The organism is Streptomyces sp. NPDC003393 (assembly GCF_053589015.1).
Genome location: NZ_JBSFRB010000056.1, coordinates 1 through 24,228, shown reverse-complemented (window position 1 = coordinate 24,228; position 24,228 = coordinate 1). Strand labels below are relative to the sequence as shown.

At 70.2% G+C, this 24,228-nt stretch carries 19 protein-coding genes and 2 pseudogenes; 4 read left to right on the top strand and 17 right to left on the bottom strand.

Features of this window, described 5'->3' with window-relative positions:
• Positions 1–31: 31 nt before the first annotated feature.
• The 12 genes from ACWDUZ_RS34920 to ACWDUZ_RS34865 form a co-directional block, all read right to left on the bottom strand.
• Positions 32–973 (bottom strand): carbohydrate ABC transporter permease, encoded by a 942-nt coding sequence (locus ACWDUZ_RS34920; protein WP_451635846.1) that lies wholly within the window; start codon positions 971–973, stop codon positions 32–34.
• Complete coding sequence (locus tag ACWDUZ_RS34915; protein ID WP_451635845.1) at positions 973–1,926, bottom strand: carbohydrate ABC transporter permease; 954 nt, start codon at positions 1,924–1,926, stop codon at positions 973–975. Before ACWDUZ_RS34915 ends, ACWDUZ_RS34920 begins: the two co-directional genes overlap by 1 nt.
• Positions 1,926–3,272, bottom strand: coding sequence for an extracellular solute-binding protein (locus tag ACWDUZ_RS34910; RefSeq protein ID WP_451635844.1), 1,347 nt, complete (start codon positions 3,270–3,272; stop codon positions 1,926–1,928). Before ACWDUZ_RS34910 ends, ACWDUZ_RS34915 begins: the two co-directional genes overlap by 1 nt.
• Before the next feature lie 95 nt (positions 3,273–3,367).
• Entirely contained in the window at positions 3,368–4,756 is a 1,389-nt protein-coding gene (locus ACWDUZ_RS34905) for a GH1 family beta-glucosidase (protein ID WP_451635843.1), read from the bottom strand.
• Positions 4,757–5,060: 304 nt separating this feature from the next.
• Positions 5,061–6,176, bottom strand: a complete 1,116-nt coding sequence (locus ACWDUZ_RS34900) for a LacI family DNA-binding transcriptional regulator (protein WP_451635842.1) — start codon at positions 6,174–6,176, stop codon at positions 5,061–5,063.
• A gap of 144 nt (positions 6,177–6,320) precedes the next feature.
• Positions 6,321–8,195 carry an MBL fold metallo-hydrolase gene (locus ACWDUZ_RS34895; RefSeq protein WP_451635841.1) on the bottom strand — a complete coding sequence of 625 codons (1,875 nt, stop codon included), beginning with the start codon at positions 8,193–8,195 and terminating at the stop codon, positions 6,321–6,323.
• Between the two features lie 33 nt (positions 8,196–8,228).
• Positions 8,229–10,046: a hypothetical protein gene (locus ACWDUZ_RS34890; protein WP_451635840.1), complete on the bottom strand. Its 1,818-nt coding sequence runs from the start codon at positions 10,044–10,046 to the stop codon at positions 8,229–8,231.
• A 375-nt stretch (positions 10,047–10,421) separates the two neighbouring features.
• Complete coding sequence (locus ACWDUZ_RS34885; RefSeq protein ID WP_451635839.1) at positions 10,422–11,390, bottom strand: hypothetical protein; 969 nt, start codon at positions 11,388–11,390, stop codon at positions 10,422–10,424.
• Positions 11,391–11,914: 524 nt separating this feature from the next.
• The gene (locus tag ACWDUZ_RS34880) at positions 11,915–12,436 is read right to left on the bottom strand and encodes a hypothetical protein (protein WP_451635838.1); all 522 of its coding nucleotides are present in this window, start codon (positions 12,434–12,436) and stop codon (positions 11,915–11,917) included.
• Entirely contained in the window at positions 12,420–12,911 is a 492-nt protein-coding gene (locus ACWDUZ_RS34875; RefSeq protein WP_451635837.1) for an RNA polymerase sigma factor, read from the bottom strand. The genes ACWDUZ_RS34880 and ACWDUZ_RS34875 overlap by 17 nt, the downstream gene beginning before the upstream one ends.
• Before the next feature lie 121 nt (positions 12,912–13,032).
• The gene (locus ACWDUZ_RS34870) at positions 13,033–13,653 is read right to left on the bottom strand and encodes a class F sortase (protein WP_451635836.1); all 621 of its coding nucleotides are present in this window, start codon (positions 13,651–13,653) and stop codon (positions 13,033–13,035) included.
• Entirely contained in the window at positions 13,650–14,054 is a 405-nt protein-coding gene (locus ACWDUZ_RS34865) for a sortase-dependent protein (RefSeq protein ID WP_451635835.1), read from the bottom strand. Before ACWDUZ_RS34865 ends, ACWDUZ_RS34870 begins: the two co-directional genes overlap by 4 nt.
• 147 nt (positions 14,055–14,201) lie before the next feature.
• Here ACWDUZ_RS34865 and ACWDUZ_RS34860 point away from each other — a divergent pair.
• A pseudogene (locus ACWDUZ_RS34860) lies at positions 14,202–14,902 on the top strand (Type 1 glutamine amidotransferase-like domain-containing protein); the annotation flags it as partial.
• Positions 14,903–15,266: 364 nt separating this feature from the next.
• Here the strand turns inward: ACWDUZ_RS34860 and ACWDUZ_RS34855 are convergent.
• The 5 genes from ACWDUZ_RS34855 to ACWDUZ_RS34835 all read right to left on the bottom strand — a co-directional run bounded on the left by ACWDUZ_RS34855 (position 15,267) and on the right by ACWDUZ_RS34835 (position 21,215).
• Positions 15,267–15,926, bottom strand: a complete 660-nt coding sequence (locus ACWDUZ_RS34855) for a TetR/AcrR family transcriptional regulator (protein WP_451635834.1) — start codon at positions 15,924–15,926, stop codon at positions 15,267–15,269.
• 90 nt (positions 15,927–16,016) lie between these two features.
• Entirely contained in the window at positions 16,017–17,870 is a 1,854-nt protein-coding gene (locus tag ACWDUZ_RS34850) for a BTAD domain-containing putative transcriptional regulator (protein WP_451635833.1), read from the bottom strand.
• Between the two features lie 448 nt (positions 17,871–18,318).
• Positions 18,319–19,062 (bottom strand): TetR/AcrR family transcriptional regulator, encoded by a 744-nt coding sequence (locus tag ACWDUZ_RS34845; RefSeq protein WP_451635832.1) that lies wholly within the window; start codon positions 19,060–19,062, stop codon positions 18,319–18,321.
• Between the two features lie 66 nt (positions 19,063–19,128).
• The gene (locus tag ACWDUZ_RS34840) at positions 19,129–20,172 is read right to left on the bottom strand and encodes a Dyp-type peroxidase (RefSeq protein ID WP_451635831.1); all 1,044 of its coding nucleotides are present in this window, start codon (positions 20,170–20,172) and stop codon (positions 19,129–19,131) included.
• A 287-nt stretch (positions 20,173–20,459) separates the two neighbouring features.
• Positions 20,460–21,215 (bottom strand): HAD family hydrolase, encoded by a 756-nt coding sequence (locus tag ACWDUZ_RS34835; protein ID WP_451635830.1) that lies wholly within the window; start codon positions 21,213–21,215, stop codon positions 20,460–20,462.
• 819 nt (positions 21,216–22,034) lie between these two features.
• On the opposite strand from ACWDUZ_RS34835, the gene ACWDUZ_RS34830 reads away from it, so the two are divergent.
• The 3 genes and pseudogenes from ACWDUZ_RS34830 to ACWDUZ_RS34820 all read left to right on the top strand — a co-directional run.
• Positions 22,035–22,364, top strand: coding sequence for a hypothetical protein (locus ACWDUZ_RS34830; protein ID WP_451635829.1), 330 nt, complete (start codon positions 22,035–22,037; stop codon positions 22,362–22,364).
• A gap of 395 nt (positions 22,365–22,759) precedes the next feature.
• On the top strand, positions 22,760–24,061 hold the full coding sequence (egtA, locus tag ACWDUZ_RS34825; RefSeq protein ID WP_451635828.1) for an ergothioneine biosynthesis glutamate--cysteine ligase EgtA: 1,302 nt from the start codon (positions 22,760–22,762) through the stop codon (positions 24,059–24,061).
• A pseudogene (locus ACWDUZ_RS34820) lies at positions 24,058–24,228 on the top strand (ergothioneine biosynthesis protein EgtB); the annotation flags it as partial. The gene egtA and the pseudogene ACWDUZ_RS34820, both read left to right, overlap by 4 nt.

Below are 24,228 nucleotides of genomic sequence, written 5' to 3'. Positions count from 1 at the left end.
TCACGTCGCAGCGCCGTTCGGACCCGGGCCCTCAGCCCTTGCGGCCCTGGGTGGCGATGCCGTCGATGATGTGCCGTTGCGCGAAGGCGAAGATGATGATCATGGGGATGGTGGCGATCAGGCTGGCCGTCGCGATGATCTCCCAGTGCTGCTCCCCGCCGTTGCCGAACGTGTCGATGATCGACTTCAGGCCGCGCGGAATCGTGAACAGCGAGGTGTCCTGCAGGTAGACCAGCGGCTTGAGCAGATCGCTCCAACTGGCCTGGATCTCGAAGACGAAGACGATCGCCAGGGCGGGCCGGGACAGCGGCAGGGCGATGCGCCAGAACAGCCCGAAGAAGCTGCAGCCGTCGACACGTGCGGCCTCGAACACCTCCCGGGGCAGCGACAGGAAGAACTGGCGCAGCAGGAAGATGTAGAACGACGAGCCGAAGATGTTCTGCGCCCACAGCGGCACCTGGGTTCCGGTCAGCCCCAGGTGGTCCCAGATCAGGTAGACCGGGATCAGGGTGACCGCCTGGGGCAGCATCATCGTGCCGAGCACCAGCCCGAAGAGCACGTTGCGCCCCGGGAACTGGAAGTAGGCGAAGCCGAACGCCACCAGCGCGCTGCTGATCGTCACCGTCGCGGCCGCCGCCAGTGCCACCACGACGCTGTTGCCCAGCCATGTGAGCATCGGCGCGTAGTTCCACACCTCGGTGTAGTTCGACGCCTGTACGTGCTGAGGGATCAGGAGGTTGTCGAACACCTCGGTGCGCGGTTTGAGCGAGGCGCTGATGAGCCAGATGAACGGGTAGGTGAACACGACGGCCGCCAGGGCCAGGACGACGAGGTAGGGGCCCCGCTTGAGCAGGGGCCGCACATCCGGCCTGCGGGCCGCCGCAGGGCCGGCGGGGCCGGCCTCGTTGCGGGTGCCGGCCCGGCCGCCGTCGGTATGGGGAGCGGGTGCCACCGCGGTGCGTGGAATGCTCATCAGTGCTTCTCGCCTTCGTAGTAGACGTACCGGCGCGAGACACGTACTTGCACGGCGGTGATGACCATGGTGATCAGGAAGAGCAGCCAGGCGAGGGCGGACGCGTATCCCATGTGCAGGAACTGGAAGGCCTGCTGGAACAGGTAGATGACGTAGAACAGGGCCGCTTCGTTGGAGTACGTGCTGTTCTGCTGGGCGCCGAAGAACATCGTGTAGGCCTGGTCGAACATCTGCAGCCCCGCGATCGTCTGGACGATCATGGTGAAGAACAGGGAGCCGCTGATCATCGGGATGGTGACGTGGCGGAACCTGGTCCACGGCCCGGCGCCGTCGAGTTCGGCGGCCTCGTAGAGCTCCTTGGGCACCTGCCGGAGGGCCGCCAGGTAGATGACGACCATTCCGCCCACGCCCCAGAGCATGGTGATGGCCAGTCCGGGCTTGACCCAGTGGGTGTCGGTCGTCCAGTTGGGGCCGCTGATGCCGACCAGGGCGAGGGTGCGGTTGAGCAGTCCCTGCTGGCCGTTGAGCAGCAGCAGGAACAGCGCGCCCGCGGCCACGGTCGGCGTCATGACCGGCAGGTAGAAGACGGTGCGGAAGAAGCCCGCCGCCCGGCCCACCCGGTTGAGCACCATCGCCAGGCCCAGGGCCACGGCCATGGCGGTCGGCACGTAGATGACCACGTACACGAGTGTGTTGCTCAGTGCGTGGGCCACCTTGGGGTCCTGGAACAGTTCGCGGTAGTTCGCGAAGCCCACGTTCTTCGCGGTGCCGATCGAGTTGTAGTCGGTGAACGACAACACCAGGCTGGCGATCATGGGGCCGAGCGTGAAGACGAGGAAGCCGACGATCCACAGGGAGATGAAGCCGTAGGCGGCGCGGATCTGCCGCCAGTCCCTGGTGCGCGAGCGGGGCGCGGCCGGGGCCGGCCGCGCAAGGGTGGCCTGCGTGGCCATCACTTCGCCGCCTCGAACGCCTTGCCCGCCTCGGCCTGGGCCTGCTTCATGGCCGCGGCCGGCTTCTGCTGACCGGACAGGGCCCGGTTGACCGCCTCCTGCCAGGCCGTCTTGATCTCGCTGCCGGCCTTGGAGCCCGGGACGGCGAAGGCGTAGTCGGTGGATGCGTAGTAGTGCTCGATGGCCTGGTGGAAACCGGTCCGGCCGCCTTTGACGTACGTGGCCTTGACCTTCTGGTCGGCCTCCTTGTTCGCGGTCCACAGCCCGGTGAACATGGTCTTGTTCTTCTCCACGGTGGCCTGGCGGGCCGCCCCTGCCCGCAGCCAGGTGTCGGTGCTCGTCATGACCTTCATCCAGTCGACGGCCGCGTCGGGGTTGCCGGCGCCCTTCGGCAGACACCAGGCGCTGCCGTTCTCGAAGCTGATCGGCTTGCCGTGCCGGTCGGTGAAGGGGATCGACCGAAGGTCCACCTTGGGCGAGGCCTGCACCAGGACGTTGACGTACCAGCCCTCCCAGGGGAACGCGCCGGCCTGGTTCTTCACGAACTGGTTGCCGGAGCCAAAGAGGTCCCAGGTGTCGCGGAACGCCTTGAAGCGCGACCAGCCGCCCTGCTCGTCGATCAGGCTCAGGGCGTACGTCAGCGCCTCGACGATCCGCGGGTCGTCCAGGTTCGGGGAGCCGTCCGGATGGACCAGGTCGGCGCCGTTGGCCTTCGCCCACAGCGGCAGGAACTCCGGGAGCTTGGGGTCGAACCCGATGCGGGTGATGCGGTGGCCGGCGGCCTTGTACAGCTTCACGGTCGTGCTGTGCAGCCGGTCCCAGTCGCTGGTGCTCAGGTCGGACAGCGACAGACCCGCCTCGTCGAGCGCCTTGCCGTTCACCAGGATGTTGCGGGTGTTGTAGAACTCGGGGACGCCGTAGATCTTCCCGTCGATCGTCACCTCGTCGAGGGCGGCCTTGCGGTAGGCGCCGGTGTCGATGCCCGCGCCGGCGATCCGGTCGTCCAGGGGCTGGATCACACCCTTCGCGGCGTAGCTGCCGACGAGGTCGCGGTCGAGGTAGACCAGGTCCGGCGCGTTGCCGCTGGAGACCGCGGACAGGAACTGCTGCGGGTCGAAGTCCCCCTCGTTGATGTGGAGCTTCACCTTGGGGTAGGCGCTCTTGAACGCGTCGATGCGGGCCTGTCCGACGTCGTCGGGCTTGCCGAAGCCCTGGGTCGACAACGCTCCCGCGCCGGCCTTGCCGCCCCCGGTGCCGCTCTTGGCGCCGACACCACCGCAGGCGCTGGCCGAAGCGAGGGCGAGCGCTCCTATCGAGCCGGCCAGAAAGCGTCGTCGAGTGACCATGTCGAACTCCTCATTGAGTGGCGGATCTTCTGGGAAGGGGCGGTTTTTCGAAGGGGACGCGGACGGTCCTGGCGCCTACGGCGGACCGGTCGTGCTCACGCGGTCACGGCGGCCGGGATCGCGTTGGCGCGCGCGACCCGGGCGTACCAGTGGCCGCTGTCCTTGACGGTGCGGCGCTGTGTCGCGTAGTCGACGTGCACCAGGCCCATCCGGGGCCGGTAGCCCATCGCCCACTCGAAGTTGTCCATCAAGGACCAGTGGAAGTAGCCGCGGACCGGGCAGCCCTGCTGGATCGCGCGGTGCACGGCGATGAGGTGGCGGTGCAGGAAGTCGGTGCGCCGCGTGTCGTGCACGGCGCCGTCCTCGCCGGGCTCGTCGTTGAAGACGGCGCCGTTCTCCGTGATGAGAACCGGTACGTCCCCGTAGCTGTCGTGGAGTTGGACCAGCAGGTCGGTGAGGGCCTCCGGCACGATCTCCCAGTCGAGGTCGGTGCGCGCCACGTCCGGCCGGCCGGGTTCGACCCGCCAGGGGAAGGGGCCGTCGGTGGGCTGCCGGCGGGCGCTGACGATCCGGCGCGTGTAGTAGTTGACCCCGAGGAAGTCGCTGCCGGCGCCGATCACGGGCAGGTCGCCGTCGCGGACGAAGTCCAGCGGGCCGGCGGCCCGTTCCCAGTGTTCGCGCATGTCCTCGGGGTAGCGGCCGTTCTGCACGGCATCGAGGAACCAGCGGTTGACGTAGCCGTCGGAGGCGTGGGCCGCCAGCCGGTCCTCCTCGCCGGCGGTGTGGGGCACGTGCGGGAAGAGGCTGAACGCCACGCCTGCCCTGCCCTGCGGACGGCTCGCCCGCAGGGCCTGGACGGCCTTGCCGTGGCCCAGCAGGAGGTGGTGCATCGCGCGCACCGACCCCGCGATGTCCCGTTCGCCGGGTGCGTGCAGACCCAGCTGATGTCCGAGGAGGCCCACGATCCAGGGTTCGTTGATCGTCACCCAGTCCTGCACCCGGTCGCCGTAGGCCTCGAAGCAGACGGCCGCGTACTCGGCGAACCGGTCGGCCGTCTCGCGTGCCCGCCAGCCGCCGCGCTCCTGCAGCACCTGCGGGAGGTCCCAGTGGTAGAGGGTGACGAGCGGGCTGATGCCGCGGGCGAGCAACTGGTCGATCAGGCGGTCGTAGTGGTCGACGCCCCGCTTGTTCACCTCGCCGTGCCCGTCGGGGACGATCCGGGGCCAGGACAGCGAGAACCGGTAGGCGTTGACGCCGAGGCCCGCCATCAGCTCGATGTCCTCGGCCGCCCGGTGGTAGTGGTCGCAGGCGCCCTCGCCGCTCTCCGCGCGCTCCACGGCCCCGGGGACGCGGCAGAAGCGGTCCCACACGGACTCGCCGCGTCCGTCGCTGTCCGTGGCGCCCTCCACCTGATAGGCGGAGGTGGACGTGCCCCAGAGGAAGCCGACGGGGAAGTCCAGAACGCGGCTTGGTTCGGTGCTCACCTGTGGTGTCAGTCCTTCGATCCGTTCGTGGCGGTGCCGGAAAGGCCCGGCGGGCCGTGGTCCTGCGGACGAAACGAGCCGCCTCGGCTGCTGCGACAGGTCGGGAGGGCTCGCCGAGGGTGCGGCAGCGGGTGCCGTCCGGCCGCGGGCCGGTGTGGCATCGTTCCCACATGGGAACGTACTCAGGTCGTTGAAGGCCCGTCAATACTCCGGCGGCACTTGATGTGGGCCCGCACGCGTCAGCGCACGTCACCCGCCCCGGGGCGGCCGGGACGCGCTGGGACGGCGGCCGGGACGGCCGGGTTCAGGCTCCGGCCGAACCGGCCGGCGCCGCGGTCGAGCCGCGCAGCACCAGCGTCGGTTCCAGCGTCTCCTGGATGCGACGCCCTGCCCGGCCTCTCTTCGGCTCCGCGGCGGCTTCCCGCTCGGCGATCCGCCGGAGCAGCAACTCGGCCGCCCTGCGCCCCATCTCGTAGGTCGGCTGCGCCACGGCGGTGAGACCGGGCTCCACCATCCGCATCCAGGCCAGGTCGTCGAACGACACCAGCGACACGTCGTGGGGCACGGCGAGACCGCGTCGGCGCAGCTCCAGCCAGACCGTCTCGGCCATCAGGTTGTTGACGGCGAAGATGGCGGTGACGTCCGGGTGGCTGTCCAGCAGTTCCGCCACCCGGGACCTGGCGTCCGCGGCCTGGAACTCCAGGTCGAGCACCAGCCGCCGGTCGACGGGCACGCCGGCGGCGCGGTGGGCGGCGCGGTAGCCGCGCAGCCGTTCGGCGCCGGTGGCCCATTTCGTCTCGTCGATCAGCAGCGCGATGCGCCGGTGGCCGAGGTCCAGCAGGTGCTCGGTGGCCTGCCGGGCACCGTGCTCGCTGTCGATGACCACCGAGTCGCACCCGCGGGCCCCGGAGCGCCGGTCGGCCTCCACCACGCTCACGCCCCGCTCGACGAGCAGTTCGGTGGCCGCCGCGGCAGCCGGGGTGAGCACGACGCCCGTGGCCCGCATGGCGACGAACGCCTTGGCTCCCTCGAGTTCCTGTCCGGGGTCGCCGTGGTCGTCCACCAGCACCATCTGGTACCCGGCCGCGCGCAGGGCCTGCTCCACGCCCGCGGCGAGCTCCGCGTAGAACTGGTTGCGCAGATCGGAGACGAGCAGCCCGACGACATTGCTGCGCTGCCCCTTCAGCGTGCGCGCCAGAGCGTCCGGAACGTAGCCGATGCGCTGAGCGGCCGCGAGCACGTCCGCACGGATGTGCGCGGCCACATAGCCCTGCCCGCTGAGCGCCCGCGACGCGGTGGAGCGGGACGTGCCCGCCTCCCTGGCCACGTCGTGCAGGGTGGGGCGCCGTCGCCCGACCGCGGACGCGTTCCTGTCGCCTTCGCCCCCGGCGACCGGTACGTCCCTTGCGCGATCAGCCATCCGCCGCTGCCCCCTCGCCCCGAAGTCCGCCCTGCCTCCACACCGTCCGGCGGCCGTGTCCGCGCACGGTGGAAGGCGCTGCTGGCACAATAACGTGATCGCAGCGCCGTACCGCGGTCGAACGCCTCCTTGGGCGGCCTCGCCTCACGCTCCCGCTCCCCCGGGCGCGTCGCCGTCCTGCCGCGGCCGCCGTGGGGCCACCGTGACCAGTGCCTCGGCCTGCTGTCCGAACCGCATCCGACCGACGGTGAGGTCCGCGGCCACCCGCCGCCGGACGCCGCTCTCCCCCCGGGGGACGGTCACCTCGAACACCAAGGTGGCCTCGCCGCCCCCCTGCGGTTTCGCCTCCTGCTCGGCGGGCCGGGCCGCCCAGCCCCGCGGCAGGACCATCCGCACCCGGGCGGTGCGTGCCGTCGGGAAGGGGTTGCGCACGCAGACCTCCAGCACCAGGGTCCGGCCCGGTTCCACCGCCGAACGGTAGGGAGTGATCCGGGCGCCGAAGCCTTCGGCGTCGAAGTCGATGTCCGGGGGCAGCAGTTCGCGGTGCAGCCGCGCCACCCGCTCGCCCTCCTCCAGGAGCATGTCCAGGTAGTCCGGGGTGACCTTGCGAGGCGTCCAGTGGCCGCTGATCATCAGTTCGGGGTTCAGGGCGCGGTACAGCTCGGCGCTGCGGCGGAAGTCGTCGATCCTGAAGCGGTTGCGGTACTGGTAGTTGAGCACTTCGGGCTGCTCCCCCGGCCGCCACTCCGTGGTCTGCTGGTCCCCGGTCGCCACGATGCGGCGCCCGTCCGCCTCGAAGGCGTACGCGGCCGCGTACAGGGTGTGGCCCGGCAGTTCGTGCACGCCGATCTCGTACTCGCGCCAGGTGACGGGCGCGCCGAGCGGGAGGTCGCGGTCCACCGGGATGGGGTCGAACCACAGACAGGGCAGGTCCCAGCGGTTGGGGTCCTGGAGCACCGGGGTCACGTTGGAGGGCGACCAGACGGCGGTGCCCTCCACCTCGCGCAGCAGGTTGAATCCGGCGACGTGGTCGTCGTGGTAGTGGGTGGGCAGCGCCACCTCGACCCGGTCGATGCCGTGCACGCGCCGCAGCGACTGCAGGCACGCCAGCAGGGGCCGCCGGCTGGAGCGGTCGTGCCCGCCGGGCAGGCCGGTGGTCAGGTCGTATCCGAAGTCCAGCAGCAGCGCCGTGCCGTGGTCGGAGAGCAGCGCGTAGGTCAGCGCGTTGCTGGTGCGGTTGCGCAGCAGGTGGGGCGTCACCTGCTCCCAGGGGTCGTCCAGCATGGCGTCCAGATCCCAGGGGCGTCTGCGGCGTGAGTCCAGCAGTTCCTGGAGTGCGGACCGCAGCCGGGCCACTGCGGCACGCGGACGGGTCACCGGCTCCCCGTGCGAGGGAAGCAGCATGGCGGGCGCGTGGTCGAGCAGTTGCCGGCAGGACAGGGCCGTGGCGGCGACGCCCTCCATGCCGGCGCTCTCGCCTCCCGTGTACGCCCACTGGGTGGCCGCCAGCGACCACACCCGGCCCTCGCCGTGGATCAGGTCGCCGACGAAGGCGAGGCGCTTTCCGCCGACCTCCACCAGGTAGCTGACGGAGCCGACCGTGTGGCCGGGGGTGGGGAGGGTGAACACCTCGAACGGCCCGTAGGAGCGGGTGCGGTACTCGGCCACGCTGCCGGTCACCGGGACCTGCTCCAGCAGGGAGAACCGGTCCTGGCGCACGTCGTAGTCGTTGTCGAGCGGCCGGGTGCGCCAGTGCTCGTCGACGTTCTCGATGAGGTCCCGCTCCACCGGCGGCACCCAGATCCTGATGCCGGCGCGCGCCGCCCGTGCCAACCCCTGTACCTGGTCGCGGTGGTGATGGGTGATCAGCACGTCGGTGACCCGGTCGACTCCGTAGTCGCCGAGGCGGTCGAGGATCTCGCCGCTGCCGAAGTCGATGAGCACCGCCTCCCGCCCACGGCGCAGCACGTACACGTGGCAGGTGTCCTGGAAGCGGAAAACGTCCGTGCCGATCAGCATGGTTCTCCCGTGGTCCCGGTCGGATGAGGGGTGTCAGGCGTGCACGCGGCGGCGCCCGTCCCAGGCGCGCCACGCGGACCGTAGGGCGGCGTAGTCCTCGGGGCCGAGCGGCTCCCCGGTGCGGTCGATGTGGGTGCTGTAGTACAGCGCGGGTACGCCCAGGTCGGGCTTGGCGGCCAGGTAGGCCCGCCACTGCTCCCGGTCGGGCACGCACCAGTCGTCGGTGTCGACGAGCAGGTCGGGGCAGGCGGCGGCGACCACGGCGGCCCGGTGTCGCATCTGCGGCACGATCGGGGCGTCGGGTTCGGGGTCGTCCAGGCGCAGCATGTCGTTGAGCCGCACCATGTCGGTGACGTCGGCGAAGCCCGGGTGGGGGGTGTGCGTGATGACGAGCGCGTCCGGCTTCACGCGCTTGGCCGCGTCGTACACCGTGGACAGCAGCTGGTGCAGCAGGGCGATCCCCCAGCGCGGACCGTGGTGGGTCAGGGCCGCACCGCTGGGCGTGCGGGCGGTGAAGTCGATCTTCAGCCCGTCCGCTCCCAGGCCGCCCGGCCCGTCGCCGAGCATGCGGGCCACGCCGTCCTCGAGCGCCTTGCGGGCCACGGGGTTGCCCGGGTCGAGTGCGACGGGCACGCCCTCGGGGTTACGGACGCACAACTCCTCGGCGAGGCCCTCCCACAGCCAGGCGGGCCACCACAGCAGGACGCGCTGCCCGCGTTCTCGGCGGGCCGCGATCCACCCCCGCAGGTCGGGCCACTTGTCCGGGTCCGGCTCGCAGGTGCCGTACTGCAGCTGCCACTTGTCGTCGATGACGATCGTGCCCGGCTCGATGCCCTGGTCGGCGAGGTGCGCGAGATAGCGGTCGTACTCGGCCTGGCCGGCCAGGGCCTGGGCAGCCCGGCCGGTCACGCGCGCCTCGTGGTTCTGCGCTCCCCAGCCGCAGAACATCGGCGCCGACCACCAGTCGGGACGCCGGTGCCTCGGGCCTGCCGGCACCGTGCCGCGGGAGACGAGCCGGGCCCGGTAACGGCGCAGCGCCTCGTAGGGGTCGGGGCTGCCCGGTGTGAACACCACCGCCGGCGTGCGGAATTCGCCGTCCACCCTGGTGTGGCCCTCGTAGTCCAGACGCAGGGCGAACCCGCCGTCCGCCGGGACGTAGGCGAGCTGCGTGAACGTCATGTCCGATACCGGGGCGTCGACGGCGAGCGACCACCACCCCTCGGGAACGGGCCGCCCGGGGTCCTCCACCGCCGGCGCGGTGGTCAGCGCCAGGCACAGCGGAGCGGGCGTGAAGAACCAGTGCCCGCGCCCCGGCCGGGCGTCCCCCACCACTCCCACGACCGCGCTCTCGCCGGCGCCACGCACCAGGCGGCGGGGGTCGCCCGGGTTCGGCGAGAAGAGCGTGCGGAAGGAACTGCCGCTCGGCAGGTACCCGCCGCCACCGGGCAGCACGGAACGCCCGGCCAGCAGGTGCACCTCCCCCAGGGTCCCGCTGCCCCGTACCGACCAGGACAGCTCCACCGCTTCCGGGCGGCACTCGATGCGCACGGCCGCCCTCTCCCAGCGGGTGCTGCGCCGCTCGGCCTCGATGACGGGGTACGGATGCCGGCGCAGGAGCACCGGCGGGGTCGTTCCGGCGGTCTCGTCCGGCCCGTCCAGCGTGTCCAGCGCCCCGAACAGCTGGAGGACGGCCACCTGTGGACCCCGGCCATCGGCGTCCCAGCCGCCGTCGGGGGCGAACACTCGGGCAGTGCGGCCATCAGCGGCCACACTCATGCCGTAGGTCTCGGTCCGTATCTCGATGCGCCCCTCGGAGCGACCCAGCCACACCCCGCCCGATGCTGTCGCCACCACAACTCGCCCCTCTGTCCGCGCGGCGTCCGAGGTCGCCCGACTGGAATCGTTCCCATGTGAGAACGTACCCAGGTCGGCCTCGCACGGTCAACCGGCAGGCATGCAACGGTCGTGTCCTGTCACACCTCTCCGCCCGGTCGACGGACACCGGCACCCGGGACGCCACGGACGCGACCGGCATCGCTCACGGGCTGAGTCCGGTCGACCGCATGCACCGCGAGTTCGACGAGGCGTCAACGTGTCGACCGGCTTCGTCGTGGCGTCTCGGCGAGGGCGGGCTCAAGGCCACGGCCTCCTCACGAGCGGGGCGAGCCGGTCAGCAACTGCTCGTTGAAGGCACACAACGGCCGGCGTCCTTCCCGAGAACGCACCTCAGTGGTCGCCGTGGAAGGTGGACGAGGCGGGGAGCGTGGTGTCCGTGCAGTTGCGGCGGGCGGCGACGTCCGAGACGTAGGCGCGGAAGACCTGCTCGAACGCCGTCTTCCTGAGCTCCTCGTACCCGTAGGCCATGGTCATCGTGTGGATCTGGGGTTTCCCGTCGCAGACGGAGGACGCCCACCAGCCGACGTCATCACTGTGGCCGGCCTTGCCCGGTACGGTCTCCGCCACCTTCTTCGCCTGCTCCCCCGAGTACGTGTGCAAGGAGACCCACCATGCGCCGACCATGTCCGGGTGCGGCGGATGCCGACGGCGCGTGTCCGCTTCGTCCCGCCACAGCCCGTCCGCACGGGCGCCGCTGAGCACCAGGAGGCACCGTTCGTCCCAGACCTTGCCGTCCGTACGGGCTTCCAGGACCTGATCCGGGAAACCGTCCTGGCGCGCGAAGCCGCCCTCGCGATACCAGGCGCAGGTGCCCTCGGCCCGAGCGGCCGGGATCGGGCCCTTCGGCAGGGCGGGGATCTTCTCGGGCGGATCAGGCAGCCTGTCCGCACAACCCAGGCGCTCCGCCAAGTTGTTCGCGGTGTCCACGGCGATACGGGCGAGGGTGTCGCGGTCGTGGGAGGTCACCTGACCGTCCTTGGTGAACGGCGGCTTGCGGGCCTCGAGCGTCGCTCGTGCCCACAGTGCCTTGATCGGCTGCCCGCTCGCCTGGCCCGCGGCGCACGGCAGTTCCACGGTGACACCGGAGTTCGTGACCACGCCCGCGACGCCGCCACCGAGCGGCTCGTCGGGGTAGTTGGGCCGCTGGTCGCGAAGAGGCCGGTCCATCCAGTTTTCCGGCTTCCAGGTCTCGTCCGAGGGCAGGACACCCACCGCGCCCGTGAAGAACCACCGCTCGCCGCTGTGCGTGCGGTACGCCTCGCCTGCTTTCGTGCTGAAGATCTCGCAGTCCTGGGGCATGCCGGCATCGAGATCGATCGTGCCCTCCTCGGCCGTGCGATGCGAGATGGTCCCTCCCGCCGGGGAGAGCGCGAGGACTCGTCCGGCCGGTACAAGCCCGGCGCAGGCCTCATCGATCTTCTGGTGCGCCCGCCATGTGTGCCACACATGCGTCCCGCCCCAGCCGATCGCCACCACCACAACCAGGCACGCCAGTGAGATGACGGGCTTTCGAAGACGTTGTGGAACCGCCACTGCTCCCCTCGACCGACAGCGCGCCGAAAAGTAGCAGAAGGCGTGAGTACGAACACCGGCGGGCTCTCTCGCCGGCGCGCCGCCCTCCGCCCGCCCCTGGCACGTCGTCCCGGCCCATGGCGGGCATCGCCGCGGCGGAGCCGGCCGACGGCAGACCGTCCGCGGCCCGGAAGGCCGAACCGGGATGGCCCACCCGGCCGGCCGACGGCAGGCCGTCCGGGACCCGGAAGGGGCGAACCGGGGCGGCCGACGGCGCGTTGGCGCCGCCTTCCCTCTTCCCGGCCCCGGGTTCAGGGGCGAGTACCGGCCGCGGACGGGGACGCGAAGCGCGCCGGGTCCGTCGATGGCTCCACCGTGCCCCGGCCAGGCGCGGACGTCGGACGCCGGGGTCCTGTCGGAGTGGTCGAGGAGGCGGCGGAGGGTGAGGCGGTGGTGGCCGGGAGACGGGTGGCAATGGTCCTCTTACCCGTCGTGCGGCGGGCGCTGGGGCTGGGAGTGACGCCCCCGGGAGCCGAGTCGGACGAGGTCGGTGGGACCGTGGGACTGCTCGCGGGGGGCGGGGCGAGGGGAACCGTCGGGGCGGTGGGGCCCTCGTGGGTGGCGCGCAGCAATGGTGTGGCGAGGAGAGCGGCGACCGCACAGGTCGCGCCGGCTGCGACGGCAGCACGCAGGACGCGGCGGCGGGCCGCGCCACGGCGGATCTCCTCGAACCGGCCGGGGGGCGGGGCGAGGTGCTTGGAGGGCGGCCGCATGATGACGGCGAGGTGGTCGTCGGGTTCGAAGTCCGGACCGTCGTCATTGAACGTGATCAAGGCTTCTCCTCAGGTGGGCACGGAGCAGTGCGCGGGCCGCGTGCAGGTCGGCCTTGACGGTTCCTTCCTTGCGCCCGGTCAGCAGGGCCACCTCCCGGATCGGCATGTCAGCGTAGTAGTGCAGGAGGGTCGGTATGCGCAGCCGTTCGGGGAGCGCCTGGACGAGCAGACGGATCGAGGGGTCGGTCTGCTCGGTGGGCGGGAGGACGGACGCCTCCACGGTGACGCGCCGCATCGCCTTGCGTTCGCGCTCCAGCTTGCGCCAGTGGTCCCGGACGATGTTGGCGGCCGTCACGTAGAGGAAACCGCGGGGCTCCGACACAGAAGTCCAGCGGGCCCAGAGGCGGGTGAACGCCTCCGACGCGACTTCGTGGGCGGTCTCGTCGTCGTCGACCAGGCGGCGGCACCAGCCGGCCAGGCGCGGGTAGAGAGCGGCGAACAGCTCTGCTGCCGCCTTCTCGCGGGACCGTTTCACTGCTCTCCGTAGGGGGTGAGGTCTCTCGTCGCGCCCCGGTGCATGTAAGACGCCCGTGGGGAAGAGCCCGGACCGACGGTGTACGTTCCATCGGCCCGGGATCGGGGCGAGCGGGGGCGGGTCAGTGGCTCGCGCCGCTCAGCGCGGCGAAGACGATCAGGTTGTCGAGGTAGCCGTCGCCGGTGCGGGGCCCGCCGCATGTGATGAGCCGCAGTTCGGGCCGGTCGACGTCGCCGTAGACCTCCTGTGTCGGAAAGTCGTCCTTCGCGACGGTCCGTACGGAGGTGACGGTGAACTCGGCCGATCGGCCGTTCTCCAGACGCACCGTGATCCCGTCACCCCGGCGCAGCCGGTCGAGGTGGCGGAAGACGCCGTCCCCGTAGGCACCGACCGTGACATGACCGAGGATGACCGACGGGCCCAACTGGCCCGGCGTCGGGGAGTGCTGATACCAGCCCGCCTGGTCGTGCGCGGTGATCGGAGGCACCTGCACGGTGCCGTCCTGCGCCAGCCCGAGTCTCATGACCGGCGTGTCGACGCCGATCTCGGGAATTTCCAGCCGCGCCGGGACCGAGCGGCCCCGCGCGTTCGGCTCGTTCGCCGGGTCCGCGGAGGAATGGGCGGACACGTGCGTGCCGCTGGGGCGGGTGGCCGACACCCCGTCACCGCCATGGCCGGCGCAGCTCACGAGCAGCGAGGCCAGCACCGCGGTGACGAACGCGCGCCCGGAGAGACGGGTCATGCCCCGGTCGCCTGCCGGCGGCGGCGCACGACGAAGACCGCCGCGCCGCCCACCGCGAGGGCACCGGCGGCACCGCCGCCGAACAGCATGCTGTCCGAGCCGGAGCCGTCGGAGCCGGTGGTCACGCCGGTGTCAGGCGCGCCGCTGGGGACGACACGGACCTGGCCGCGCGCCTTGCCCGGCGCGGCAGTCGCCACGGGGGCCGCCGCCCGGCTCGGTTCCCGGGTGGGGACCGCGCTCGGCTCCGCGCCGTCCGGCACACTCGGCCGGGCGGACGGTGCGGGGGCGGAAGAGGGACGCTCGGACGCAGACGCGTTCGCCCCATCGGCGAACGCGGGCACCGTGCTCGCCAGCACGGCGACGCAGGCGGCCGCCGTGGCGCTGAGGACTGTTCGGCGCATGAATCGCTCTCTTTCGTTCGATCGGCCCGGCTGTGGCCGGGCGGACTGCGTGATGGATCGAGCCGAGAGACGAGACAGGATCACCACAGGTTGTAAAAGGTCGGTAAAGTCGTACGGGGTGCGGAGCGTGAGGCACGGCCGGCCCGGGCAGGCGGGGCTCGGTCACGGGACAGCCGGCGCAACTGGTTCCACCGTGTATTCGCGGGTCAGAACGTGCCTCCGGTCTTCCCGGTCTCAGCCGGCGGCCCACTCGGCCGGGGTCTTGGTGCGCACCGGCGCGACGACGCGGCTGGCGGGAGTTCGACGTCCTGGAGCTGAATGGCCTGCCCCATCAGATGGTGCTCGACCGGCTGCTCCACGCCGACGTCATCTACGTCGGGGGCGGCAGCCATTACCGGGTTCTTTGCAGAAAGCCCCGGCGTTCACGCCGGGGATCCCGGACTTCAGGCCAGGGAGCACGTCAACACCTCGCACGCAGCATCACCGGCAACGGCCTGGCCGACGGCTTCCTGGAGGCGCTGGAGAGCCGGGTCTACGTGGGCTTCAGCGCCGGGTCGATGATCTTCAGCCGTCATCTCACCGCTCACTCCGCCGACGTCATCGGCGACAGCACGGACCTCCATGTACTCGGCGCGAGGACCGTGGAGCCGCCGTTCGGCCGCTTCGACTGGTATCTCAAGCCTCACCTGTACTCACCGGATTTCCCCGAACGGGACGACGCCTGGGCGGATCGCATCGCTGCGCGGGCGGACTTCCCGCTCTACTTCATCGACGACGAGACGGCCGTCCGCGTCAGGGATGGCAAAGGGGATGTCATTTCTGAAGGCCGGTGGCGGTTCCATCCGTGACGCCATGAGCCTGCGCACCCGTCGCTGCGGGGCCGACAGCACCTCGGGCGGCAGTCCCCGTCCCCCCGGTCCGGCGGGCCGGGGTCGCGCACGGGGATCGCGCCGACTCGGCAAGCGTCAGAGCAGTACGAAGACCGCGCGCGTCACCGTGACGGACCGCGCCCGCGCCCCGGTGACACCCGCTGCACGGCCGTCGTGTCGCTCAGTCTGCCGCTGGTTCCCCCCGGCGCGATCTCGGCTCGCTCCGCCATGCGCCCGCGAGACCCATTCTGAACTGAATAGTCCTCTTTTTTGAGCGAACGCAGGCCCGGCCTCTGCCGAGCCCGGCTGCCTTCGCGCGGGGCTGGGCTCGGTTTCAGTGCCTTCACCCGCCCTCACCGGGCGGAGTGGCGTCGTCGGCAGCGGCCGCGAACACCTTCACGTGGTCGATGGCCATATCGAGGGCAATCCTCATGGGCCTCACGTCCCGGGCCGTCTGCGCAAGGACGTAGCCGCCTTGAAGAGCAGCCATGAGGCCGGTGGCGAGCTCTTCGGTATCCGCGTCCGCCCGGAGGACTCCCGTGTCCTTCATCCGGTCGAGGCCGGCCTTGAGCAGCCCTTCCCAGGTGTCGAAATATCGGAGGATCGCCTTGCGCGCGGCTTCGTCCTGATCGGCCAACTCGCTTGCGAGTGAACCGAGTGGACAGCCGTATGCTCCGTTTCGGAGCGCGTTGTGTTCGACCACTGCGTCCCGCCAGCGCTCCAGCCCTCGAAGGGAGCTCAGCCTTCGCAGCAGCTGCTGTTGGCCTTGGAGCACTTGTGCAGCCTGCAAGGCGACAACGTCCCGCACCAGCGCATCCTTGTCGGGGTAGTGACGGTAGAGCTGCGACTTACTGGTCCCGCTGGCCGCCCTGACATCGTCGAGGGTTGTCAGAGTCGCGCCTTTGACGTGCATCATCTCGGCGGCCGCGCGCACAATGCGCTCTCGGGTCGCCCGCCCGCGCTCAGTCAGCCGGGCGCCGTTGCCGCTCGCCTGTTCCGCCACACGGGAAAGACTACTGCGTGTGCAGGTTAGCAGGACGAAGAGTGGACTTCAAGGTCCTTTTGCGAAGCACGCCCATGTGCCGGTCTTCGGTCAGGTCGTAGGTGCTTGACCGGCCTCCTCAGATCCGTCGGATCCCGCCTGCTCGGCAGCGAACGCGGCAACAAGCCGGTTCCAGCTGTACCTGCCCGGACCGACCTCGGAAATGAGATGTTCCTGGATCAGCCGCGACAGCGTCCGGCGTACCTGTTGTTCGGGCCGATCGGCCGTGTTCGCGGCCTCGCAGGCGGCGAACATCCCGTGAGGCCGGGCGCCCAGAGCACCGAAGAGAGCGGCCGTCTCCGGGTCGAGCCGGTGATACGACCGGGCGATGGAAGCGCGGACGTCGAGTACGGGGTCCTCTTCGCTCGCGAAAGCGTCCAGTACGCGGTGCTCGGGCGAGGCGTACTCGTCGGCCAGGCTCGCCAAACACATCTGAGGGCGGTATGCCGCTCGGGCGGCGACGTTGGCCAGGGCGAGGGGGAGGCGCCCGGCGAACTCGATGATGCGATCGACCGCTTCGGGCTCGGCTGCTGTCCTGGCGACTCCGAGACGGCGGGCGAGGAAACTGCGCGCGTCGGCCTGATCCAGCGGAAACAGCGTCAACGGCAGCGCCTGATGAGACGCCACGAGCGTGTGGAGCTGTACGCGGCTGGTGACGATCGCCATCGAACCTGGGCTTCCCGGCAGGAGATCTCTGACCTGCTCCGTGCTCCAGGCGTCGTCGAGCACGACGAGCATGCGGCGCTTGGCCAGCCATCCCCGGAACATCCGCCCTCGCGCCTGCGACGACTCGGGCATGTCCTGCCGCCGCACCCCCATGGCCTGCAGGAAGTCCGCAAGAACTCCCGCTGGATCGCGGGGCCCGGCCTGCGGTCCAGCACTGTGCAGGGCCGCGAAGAGCTGACCGTCGGGGAAGCGTTCTGCAAGGCGGCGAGCAACGGTCGTTGCGAAAGCCGTCTTGCCGACACCCGCCATCCCGCCGACTACGCAGACAGGCACCGAGGACGACGCCGCTGCGTCGTCCGCCAATCGCTCGACCTGCTCCTGTTCTCTCTCCCGTCCGACAAGGCTCGGCAACGCCGCGGGCAGCTGTGTCAGTACCTGAGGCGAGGCAAGGGCGTGCTGGGCGACCGGGTGCCCGGAGGTCCGCGGGAGCTGGAACCGCCCGGAGAGTATGCGCTCGTGCACCTGCCGCAGTTCTGGCGACGGGCTGACACCCAGACGCTGACGCAGGAGGTGACTGGTCGTGTGATAGGCCGTCAAGGCCTCGGACTGCCGGCCCGCGCCACACAACGCGGTCATGAGAAGCCCGCACACACGCTCGCGCAGAGGGTGCTCGACGAGCAGAGCCGCCAGTTCCGCGGCGGCCTCCGCATAACGGCCACGCTCAACCTCGCACGCCAACTGTTCCTCGATGCACGCCAGACGCAGCTCATTCAGGACACCGCGCTGCATGCCGGCGAACGGTCCCGGCACGCCGGCCAGCGCAACCCCGTTCCACATGCCCAGGCTCTCCGAGAGCAGATCCGCTGCGAGCGTGACGTCTCCGCTGCCGCGGGCCTCGCGCGCTCTGGCCGTCGTCTCCTTGAAGCGGTTCAGGTCCAGGTCGTCAGGCTCGATGCGCAGCAGGTAGCCCCCGTCGACGAGCCGGACGGCACTGCCACCCTGATCACCCAGGGCTTGCCTGAGCCGATACACGTACGTCCGCACCAAACCCACCGCCGACGCAGGAGCCTCATCGCCCCACACATCCTCCACCAGCCTGGGAAGGCTGACCGGCCTGCCGGACCTGAGCAACAGCGAGGCAAGGACCGCGCACTGCCTCGGCTGACCCGCGGATTCCTCCACACCCTGCTTGTGCAGTCGAACCGGGCCAAGGACTGAGAACTGGACTCCTGCGTGCATGGTCTCTAATCGTCCTGAAGTCCATTGTGAGGTGGGCTGCCTGGCTGCCCCACCGGGGGGCTGCGCTGCCCCAACGTACCCCAGGCCGCTCCCACGTTCAGGACTAAATAGTCCTCTTCAGGGCTGAGCGTTGCCCACTCTTTGTGAGAACTTGAACACTGCCGGGCCGAGAAGAGCCGCCGCGAGACGGAGCGAGGAGCCCGGCTCTCTCCGCGGCTCGCCATGCCCCGCTCCGCCGGATGCGGGCGGCCGGGCCGCATCCGTGAAGGCAGGTGTCAGCCCCGACAGGCAGGGTGGAGTCGTGCACGCTGCCCGCAGGGTGAGTGAAACCAGTGACCGGCCCTCGACCTGTCGCGGCACCCGCGACGGGCCGCTCCGTGATCGAGTCGTAACGCACCGCTGTCCGGTCAGCGGGTGTCTACGGCCTTCGAGCGCTGCTCGATGTGAGTCAGGAGCCGGCGCGACTTCCGTGGCGCGTGTCGGCTTCAGCTCCTGGGGACGCGGTTCCAGCAGGCACTGCGTACGTCTTGACGTGAGCGATTGCCATGTCGAGAGCGACGCGCATGGGCTCAACGTCTCGCGCCATCTGGGCAAGGAGGTAGCCTCCCTGCAGCGCGGCCATGAGTCCGGTCGCGAGCCTTCCGACGTCGGCGTCCGCGCGGAGGACCCTGGAGTCACTCATTCTTGCGAGGCCTGCCTCCAGGAGGCCCTCCCAGGCAGCTAAGTGTCGAGCCAGCTCCTGCCGCGTCTCTTCGCCCTGGCCGGCCAGCTCGCCGACCAGGGAGCCGAGTGCACAGCCGTACACCTCATTGCGCAGCCCGTTGCGCTCCACCAGAGCGTCACGCCAGCACTCGAGTCCACGCAAGGAATTGAGCCGCCGCAGCAGCTGGTGCTGACGTTCGAGCACTTCTTCAGCCCTCAAGGCGACAACGTCCCGCATCAACGCATCCTTGTCAGGATAGTGACGGTACAGCTGGGACTTGCTCGTTCCACTGGCCGCCCTGACATCGTCAAGCGTCGTGAGAGCGACACCCTTGACACGCGTCATGTCCGCAGCAGCTCTCAGAATGCGTTCTCGAGTCGCTCGTCCTCGCTCGGTCAGACGAATTTCGCCGTTTTTGCGCGCCTGTCCCGCCACGTCGGCCAGGTTACCTGTGCCGAGGTCGGTATGCAGGCCAATACTGGACTCCAAAGACCAGTGTTCGGGTGGTCTCCCCCCTCGCCGGACAAAACTCCCCCCTCTGCCCCGTGAGCCCGTTCACGAGGGCACGGCCTCGTGCCGGCCGTTTCGGGCCGGCGCCGGAGAGGGCAGTACGCCCGCCCGGCCGAGGGTCGCCGGGCCCGGGAGGTCCTCGAGGAAGGTCATGCTGGGTACGAAGAAGAGCGCGCCGGTGACGGCTTCGGAGAAGTCGAGAAGCCTGTCGTGGCCGGCCGTGGCGGTCCCGAGGAACATGTTGCGCAGCATCTGCTCGATCACCGTGGGCGTTCGTGCATAGCCGATGAAGTAGGTGCCGTACTCGCCCTTCGCTGCGCTGCCGAAGGGCAAGTTGAAGCGCAGAATCTGCTGTTCGGCACCGTCGGAGCCGATTATCTTGTTCAGCGCCACGTGCGAGTCCGGCACCTGCAGATCGCCGTCCAGTTCGATATTGCTCATCTTGGTACGGCCGATGATTTTCTGCTGCTGCTCCACGGTCATCGCGTTCCAGCCGGAGAGATCGTGGAGGTACTTCTGGATCACCACATACGATCCGCCCATGTAGGGCCGGTCTTCCCCGCCGACCAGTACGGCGTCGGACGCCGCGTGGCCTGTCGGGTTCTCCGTTCCGTCGACGAACCCCAGCAGGTTCCGCTCGCCGAAGTACTTGAATCCCACAACTTCGTCCTGGACGGTGGCGGCCCCCTTCAAGCTGTTGACGATCTCCCCGGTCAGCTCGAAGCAGAGGTCGCTGCCCGACGCCCGGATGTGAAAGAGCAGGTCCGCGGGCGTGGAGACGGCCCGCCGGCCCTCGGCGGCAACTTCGCGGAAGGGGTGGAGCCGGGCAGGGCGCGGTCCGGTGAACAGCCGGTCCCAGGCCTCTGAGCCGATGCCCACGACGCAGCTGAGGCGGCTTTCGGAAGCCCGCGACCGCACGGCCCTGACAAGGGCGGGCAGTTTGGGGAGAAGCTCACGGACTCGCCCCTCGCCTCCCTCGTCGACAGTCACAACAAGGAACGTCGCGTTGGGTTCCGACGCCTCCAGGACCGCCTGGGGTACGGCTCGAACCTCAGATGCCGTTGTCCCGGCGCGGTCTTCGACCGCCATTCGCTCCACCTCCACATCACCGTGCGCCATCGGCGCCCCTGTTTCGGGTGCGGCCTCCAGCCGCCGTCCCGCCGAACGAGTACGCGCAGGACCACCGCTCCTGGCTGAGCGATCGCCCTGCGGCGAACGAGAACTCGGTGGCACCCGCCTTCGTACGGCGTCCTCCCGGCCAATCAACCGGCCGCCGATCTACCCGTCGTCCACTCGTCATCGACCAAGGCCACCGAGCCGCCTGCTCCTCACCGGGCCGTCGTCCTCCCGAACGCCTCGCCTCGTGCACCAGGCGGTCACGGCTGTGCCCTCCCGTAGGGGGTGTCGATCAGGCAGGCCAGGTTGGCGACGACGGTGTCGGCGCCGTGCGCGTACAGCGCCTCCGCCTGGCTCACCCGGTCGACGCCGACCACCCAGCCGAAGTGTCCGGACCGGCCGGCGTCCATGCCCGCCAGCGCATCCTCGAAGACGGCACACTCAGAGGGGCGCTGCCCCAGGTCGCGGGCTGCTGCCAGGAAGGTGTCGGGGTGAGGCTTGCCCCGCAGTCCTCGCCTCGCGGCCACGAGGCCGTCGATCCATGCGTCGAAGAGGGTCTCGGCGTTCGCGGCTCGCAGGATTTCGCGGCAGTCGGCGCTGGCCGTGACGACCGCCGTGAGCAGCCTCTCCTCTCGAGCCGCGACCAGGTAGGCCATGGCGTCCTGGCAGACCCTGACCCCTTCGGTCCGGAGCCGCTCCTCGAACAGGCGGCTCCTCCAACGTTCCAGGCCGTGCACCGTGTCCAGGCCCGGGGGGCTGCCGGGGCCGCCCTCGGGCAGCTCGATACCGCGCGAGGAGAGGAAGGACCGTACCCCTTCGGCGCGCGGCCGCCCGTCGACGAACTCGCGGTAGTCCGTCTCCAGGGTGAAAGGGCGGAACCCGTCGCCCTCGCGTTGCCGAAGGAGTGCGTCGAATGCCTCCTTCCACGTTGCGGCGTGGACTGCGGCCGTGTCGGTGATGACGCCGTCGAGGTCGAAGAGACAGGCCCGTACCGTGCCGGGCAGGCCTAGTGCCACAGGTGTCCTCCTTGCGAGCGCCGGTGTGACGGCCAGCCTCCCCTGCAGGCCGAGCCGCCGAAAGGCCGGTAGAGCCCCGGTAGACACGGAGTGCACGCTCAGGAGTGTCGTTCCCGGGACGCACCTGGTCGTTCCGGACTTGCGGCGCATACAACACCGAGATGGAGACGCGGTAGCCGCCGGCCGGTCCGAGGCGCGCGGAGAGGGGTCGGGACACCGCGCCGGGCGCAGTGGTGCCGTGCCTGCGTTCACGGCGCGGAGGTTCCGCCGGCGTCGTCGGCTGGGTCAGCTTCTTCCGGGAGTCGGGGGACGCTGTTCGCATACCCTGCCGTGACGGCGCCGGCCCGCACGGATCTCGCGAGGCCACGACGGCGGGACCGCGTAGCCTCTCCACAGAGCGCGTCGGCGCCGCTCAGGAGTGTGACCGGCAGGCAGGTCCGGATGTCCGGCCTGCGCACCGGACGAGGCCAGGGCCCGGCACATGCACGACGACACGCCGGCTGCGAAGGTCGCCCGTCCGGGGTGTGCCACGCTCGTGGACGTCATGGGCCGGGTCGGGTGACGGACCACTCTCGGGAACTCGCACATGAGGGCTACGACCAGTACTCGAGCTTGTTCAGCGTGTCCGAGGAGGACGCTGCCGAAGCGCCGGGGCGGTCTGCCACCTGACACCACTCGTGCGAACGGCAGCCCCACCGGGTAAGGCCAGCGTCCTCGGCGACGCAGATCAGGTGGACAGACATCGCAGCACCGGTCGGCCCAGCCCGCTCTTCCAGCGGCACCGATGGAGACCGGGCGAGCCGACAGGAGTACCACACTGTGATCGAGAACCTCAACGGCATCTCCGCCGAAAACGGCGCTCAAGTACCAGCCGACCAGATCGCGGCCGCCGTCACCGCGGGGAACATCGTCTACGAAGACGGCGCCACGCAGACTTTCCACTCCGACGGGACCACCCAGTACACCGAGCACGGACGTGAGACAACGGGTACGTGGACTGTTGACGAGGACGGACACTTCTGCTCCTTCTGGCCGCCCAGTTACCGTGCCTCCTACGACCTTCGGTGGATCGTGGAAGAGCGGCGCGTCGTCGGCCTACGGTTCTCCGACCTCAGGAACGGGGCCCGTTTCGACGGCCGATACCGGTGAGCGGCCACAACACACTCTCCGGACGGGGCCCCTGCCCCGGGCTGCCGCTCAAGATCGTCGACCGGAAGACGCGCGCGGCTCGACTCAGCGCAAAGGCCTCGGAGTTGCCCTGCCCGACCCGCCGAAGACGCCGCCGCGCATGGACGCGTGGCGGAAAGCACGGTGACCCGCCCAAGAATCTGGGAGCCCGCGCCCCAGAGGCATTCGGATGCCCTGCGATCACGTCGTCGAACGACAGAGGAAATCCTCGGAAACGGATCGCAGCGTTTCAGCACGAGCACACCCGAATGTGCATCTTGACGTTGACCGGCACAGAGGCTGCGAGCGCGACGAGTCCACCAGTCGGCTTTCAGCAGATCACCGGTGCCATGAAGAAATCTCAGGAGAATCTCGATATGCCCGACTCGATCGGTGACAGTATCTGGCCGCGTGCCGCAGTCGGCGAGACCGAGGCCGAGGCGCTCATCCACGCCATCTGCTTCAAGACGGGTCCCCCGAGGCTCGTGGGCGTCGAGGTGGAGTGGCTCGTCCAGGAGCTGCGCGCACCTCGGCTCCCCGTATCGCAGGAACGACTGCGGACGGTCTACGACACGCTGCGGACCGTCCCCCTGCGGTCGACGCTGACCGTGGAGCCGGGCGGTCAGCTGGAGCTGAGCTCGCCACCTGCCGGCTCGCTGATGGAGTGCATCGCCGCCGTCTCCGCCGACCTCGACGCCGTCCGTGCCGTACTGGCCGAGGACGGCCTCCACCTCGTCGGCATCGGCCACGACCCCTGGCACGCGCCGCGTCGCTATCTGAGACAGCCGCGCTACGACGCCATGGAGGCGTACTTCGACCGTAGCGGGCCGGCTGGTCGTTTCATGATGTGTGCTTCTGCGTCCGTGCAGGTGTGTGTGGACGCCGGGTACGAGGAGCCGGGCCCTTTCGGCCATGTGCGGCGCTGGTGGCTGGCACATCTCCTGGGTGCGGTCCTCCTGGCCGCGTTCGCCAACTCACCGCTGTCCTGCGGGCGACCGACCGGCTGGCGGTCCACCCGGCAGCTGCGGTGGACACAGCTCGGCTTCGGCCGGTCGGCCGGCCCCGTGCTGGACGCCGACCCGCGCGGCACCTGGATGCGCCACGTTCTCGACGCACCGGTCATGTGTGTACGCCGCGACGGCAAGCCGTGGCACGTGCCCGACAATCTGACCTTCCGGGAGTGGACGAGGTCCGGCAGCCCCAGACCGCCGACCCGCGACGATCTCGACTACCACTCGACGACCTTGTTCCCTCCGGTCAGGCCGCGCGGCCACCTGGAACTGCGCATGATCGACGCCCAGCCCGGAGACGACGGGTGGATCGTGCCGCTCGCCGTGACCGCTGCGCTCTTCGACGACCCGGAGGCCACCGAGACCGCCTACCGGGCGGTGAAACCCCTGACTGAGCGCACGCTGGGCTGGCCCGCGCCGTGCAACCCGTTGTATGCGGTGGCGGCCCATGACGCGCTGACCGATCCCGAGTTGCGCGAAGCAGCCGTCACATGCTTCACCGCGGCGCTGGCCGCGTTGCCCCGCCTCGGTGCGACAACCGAGGTCACCGACGCCGTCGCCGGGCATCTGGAGCGCTACGTCCTCCAGGGCCGGTGTCCCGCCGACGATCTGCTGGAGATGCCGGACGGTGCCGTCCTCGGCCCGCATGCGAGGGAGGCGTGCTCATGACCGACCCCACCGACAACAGCGCTGGGGCTGGGGAAGCCACTGTGGACATCGAGACTCAGCGCGAACGCGCAATCGCCTCGCTGATCACCGCCCGGGAGCGTACGACGCTGCTGACCAGTTGCGTCGAGGAGCCCGATCTCACCGCGCAGCACTCGCCGTTGATGTCG